Annotated in this window: 1 protein-coding gene; it reads right to left on the bottom strand. The window is 57.5% G+C overall.

Going from position 1 to position 682, the window contains the following annotated elements; all coding sequences use genetic code 11:
• Nucleotides 1–57: 57 nt before the first annotated feature.
• On the bottom strand, nucleotides 58–639 hold the full coding sequence (gene hypB, locus NW818_RS12650) for a hydrogenase nickel incorporation protein HypB (RefSeq protein WP_148202779.1): 582 nt from the start codon (nucleotides 637–639) through the stop codon (nucleotides 58–60).
• Nucleotides 640–682 lie beyond the last annotated feature (43 nt).

Below are 682 nucleotides of genomic sequence, written 5' to 3'. Positions count from 1 at the left end.
AGCAGTGTTCAGCGTAAATGTATCAGTTCCACGGCTAGATGCTCAGTATGATACCCTTCACTGCGGCTGCCGTCGGTGTTGGGCAAGGAGAATCTGCTCTCGGATCCAGCCCAGCCAGGGCTCCAGCCCGTCACCCGTCTTGGCAGAAAGACAAAAAATCGGCACAGAAGGGTTGATCTCGCGGATATTGGCCTGGATCCGATCCAAATCCACCTCCAACACAGGAACCAGATCCACTTTGGTGATCAGCAGACAATCCGCCTCTCGAAACATGATTGGGTACTTGAGAGGCTTGTCTTCCCCTTCTGTGACGCTGAGCAGGGCTACCTTGGCGTGTTCCCCCACCTCAAACTCCGCCGGGCAGACCAAGTTGCCGACATTTTCCACCAGCAGCAAATCCAGTTGTTGGGGATCCAGCAGTGCTTCCAATTGCTGCAAGCCCCCGGCCACCATGGCCGCATCCAAATGACAGGCCCGCCCCGTGTTGATGGCAATCACCGGGATCCCGTAGCGACGCAACCGCTCCGCGTCCAGTTGGGTCGTCATGTCTCCCTCGATCACCGCCAGGCGCAGCGAGCCGGCAAGAGCGACCACGGTTTTCTCCAGCAAAGACGTCTTACCCGCCCCCGGCGCGCTCATGAGGTTCAGACAGGTTACTGATACATTTACGCTGAACACTGCT

The sequence above is a fragment of the Synechococcus sp. R6-5 genome, assembly GCF_047461775.1.
In the GTDB taxonomy this organism is placed as follows: Bacteria; Cyanobacteriota; Cyanobacteriia; order Thermostichales; family Thermostichaceae; genus Thermostichus.
Note: the sequence above shows the minus strand (reverse complement) of the source record. Positions and strands in the feature narration are given on the sequence as shown.

Excerpts from the sequence above, each read along its gene's own strand:
- hypB (WP_148202779.1), bottom strand. The coding sequence starts at position 639 with ATGAGCGCGCCGGGGGCGGGTAAGACGTCTTTGCTGGAGAAAACCGTG.